General features: G+C 51.5%; 9 tRNA genes and 3 rRNA genes (2 of these 12 only partly in view). All 12 read left to right on the forward strand.

Features of this window, described 5'->3' with window-relative positions:
* Positions 1-121 (forward strand): 23S ribosomal RNA (locus tag MHI44_RS12015) (it extends 2807 nt beyond the left edge of the window).
* Positions 122-176: 55 nt separating this feature from the next.
* A 5S ribosomal RNA gene (gene rrf, locus MHI44_RS12020) occupies positions 177-292 on the forward strand.
* 22 nt (positions 293-314) lie between these two features.
* Positions 315-390, forward strand: a tRNA-Val gene (locus tag MHI44_RS12025).
* Between the two features lie 4 nt (positions 391-394).
* A tRNA-Thr gene (locus MHI44_RS12030) sits at positions 395-470 on the forward strand.
* A gap of 36 nt (positions 471-506) precedes the next feature.
* Positions 507-582 (forward strand) — tRNA-Lys (locus MHI44_RS12035).
* A gap of 6 nt (positions 583-588) precedes the next feature.
* Positions 589-671: transfer RNA gene (locus MHI44_RS12040), tRNA-Leu, on the forward strand.
* Between the two features lie 40 nt (positions 672-711).
* Positions 712-786 (forward strand) — tRNA-Gly (locus MHI44_RS12045).
* A 14-nt stretch (positions 787-800) separates the two neighbouring features.
* A tRNA-Leu gene (locus MHI44_RS12050) sits at positions 801-886 on the forward strand.
* A gap of 9 nt (positions 887-895) precedes the next feature.
* Positions 896-972, forward strand: a tRNA-Arg gene (locus MHI44_RS12055).
* Positions 973-999: 27 nt separating this feature from the next.
* Positions 1000-1076: transfer RNA gene (locus tag MHI44_RS12060), tRNA-Pro, on the forward strand.
* A gap of 8 nt (positions 1077-1084) precedes the next feature.
* A tRNA-Ala gene (locus MHI44_RS12065) sits at positions 1085-1160 on the forward strand.
* 171 nt (positions 1161-1331) lie between these two features.
* A 16S ribosomal RNA gene (locus MHI44_RS12070) occupies positions 1332-2500 on the forward strand (it continues 381 nt past the right edge of the window).

The raw sequence follows: 2500 nt of genomic DNA on the forward strand, positions 1-2500 counted from the left end.
TGAGATTTCCCATTCCGCAAGGAAGTAAGATCCCTGAAAGATGATCAGGTTGATAGGTCTGAGGTGGAAGTGTGGCGACACATGGAGCTGACAGATACTAATCGATCGAGGACTTAACCATATTTTTGAATGATGTCACACCTGTTATCTAGTTTTGAGAGAACACTCTCAATTTGTTTGGTGGCGATAGCGAAGAGGTCACACCCGTTCCCATACCGAACACGGAAGTTAAGCTCTTCAGCGCCGATGGTAGTCGGGGGTTTCCCCCTGTGAGAGTAGGACGCCGCCAAGCAATTGCACGTTAGTGCAATTATGGAGGATTAGCTCAGCTGGGAGAGCATCTGCCTTACAAGCAGAGGGTCGGCGGTTCGAGCCCGTCATCCTCCACCATTATGCCGGTGTAGCTCAATTGGTAGAGCAACTGACTTGTAATCAGTAGGTTGGGGGTTCAAGTCCTCTTGCCGGCACCACTTTTATATGATATAATACTCAAGTCTCTTGTAGAAGAGCCATTAGCTCAGTTGGTAGAGCATCTGACTTTTAATCAGAGGGTCGAAGGTTCGAGTCCTTCATGGCTCACCATTTTACGCGGGTGTGGCGGAATTGGCAGACGCGCTAGACTTAGGATCTAGTGTCTTTATGACGTGGGGGTTCAAGTCCCTTCACCCGCATTATATAGGATAACAGTTAGAAAAACTGGACATCCTGTCTGCGGAAGTAGTTCAGTGGTAGAACACCACCTTGCCAAGGTGGGGGTCGCGGGTTCGAATCCCGTCTTCCGCTCCAACTATACCATCCACGCCGGGGTGGTGGAATTGGCAGACACACAGGACTTAAAATCCTGCGGTAGGTGACTACCGTGCCGGTTCAAGTCCGGCCCTCGGCATTATGTTTTGCGCCCGTAGCTCAATTGGATAGAGCGTTTGACTACGGATCAAAAGGTTAGGGGTTCGACTCCTCTCGGGCGCGCCATATCTTTTAATAGAATAGATGGGAAATCGGGAAGTAGCTCAGCTTGGTAGAGCACATGGTTTGGGACCATGGGGTCGCAGGTTCGAATCCTGTCTTCCCGACCATTTTTTATGGGGCCTTAGCTCAGCTGGGAGAGCGCCTGCTTTGCACGCAGGAGGTCAGCGGTTCGATCCCGCTAGGCTCCACCAAAAGTTTTTAAAAAGTTGTTGACTTTGAAGAAGTGACGTTGTATACTAATAAAGTTGCTTTAACAAAGCAAGCAAACAAAATGATCTTTGAAAACTAAACAAGACAAAACGTACCTGTTAATTCATTTTTTTATAAATCGCACAGCGATGTGCGTAGTCAGTCAAACTACTTTATCGGAGAGTTTGATCCTGGCTCAGGACGAACGCTGGCGGCGTGCCTAATACATGCAAGTCGAGCGGACAGATGGGAGCTTGCTCCCTGATGTTAGCGGCGGACGGGTGAGTAACACGTGGGTAACCTGCCTGTAAGACTGGGATAACTCCGGGAAACCGGGGCTAATACCGGATGGTTGTTTGAACCGCATGGTTCAAACATAAAAGGTGGCTTCGGCTACCACTTACAGATGGACCCGCGGCGCATTAGCTAGTTGGTGAGGTAACGGCTCACCAAGGCGACGATGCGTAGCCGACCTGAGAGGGTGATCGGCCACACTGGGACTGAGACACGGCCCAGACTCCTACGGGAGGCAGCAGTAGGGAATCTTCCGCAATGGACGAAAGTCTGACGGAGCAACGCCGCGTGAGTGATGAAGGTTTTCGGATCGTAAAGCTCTGTTGTTAGGGAAGAACAAGTACCGTTCGAATAGGGCGGTACCTTGACGGTACCTAACCAGAAAGCCACGGCTAACTACGTGCCAGCAGCCGCGGTAATACGTAGGTGGCAAGCGTTGTCCGGAATTATTGGGCGTAAAGGGCTCGCAGGCGGTTTCTTAAGTCTGATGTGAAAGCCCCCGGCTCAACCGGGGAGGGTCATTGGAAACTGGGGAACTTGAGTGCAGAAGAGGAGAGTGGAATTCCACGTGTAGCGGTGAAATGCGTAGAGATGTGGAGGAACACCAGTGGCGAAGGCGACTCTCTGGTCTGTAACTGACGCTGAGGAGCGAAAGCGTGGGGAGCGAACAGGATTAGATACCCTGGTAGTCCACGCCGTAAACGATGAGTGCTAAGTGTTAGGGGGTTTCCGCCCCTTAGTGCTGCAGCTAACGCATTAAGCACTCCGCCTGGGGAGTACGGTCGCAAGACTGAAACTCAAAGGAATTGACGGGGGCCCGCACAAGCGGTGGAGCATGTGGTTTAATTCGAAGCAACGCGAAGAACCTTACCAGGTCTTGACATCCTCTGACAATCCTAGAGATAGGACGTCCCCTTCGGGGGCAGAGTGACAGGTGGTGCATGGTTGTCGTCAGCTCGTGTCGTGAGATGTTGGGTTAAGTCCCGCAACGAGCGCAACCCTTGATCTTAGTTGCCAGCATTCAGTTGGGCACTCTAAGGTGACTGCC

Origin of the sequence: Bacillus sp. FSL K6-1366, from assembly GCF_037976695.1 — a bacterium.
GTDB lineage: Bacteria > Bacillota > Bacilli > Bacillales > Bacillaceae > Bacillus > Bacillus subtilis.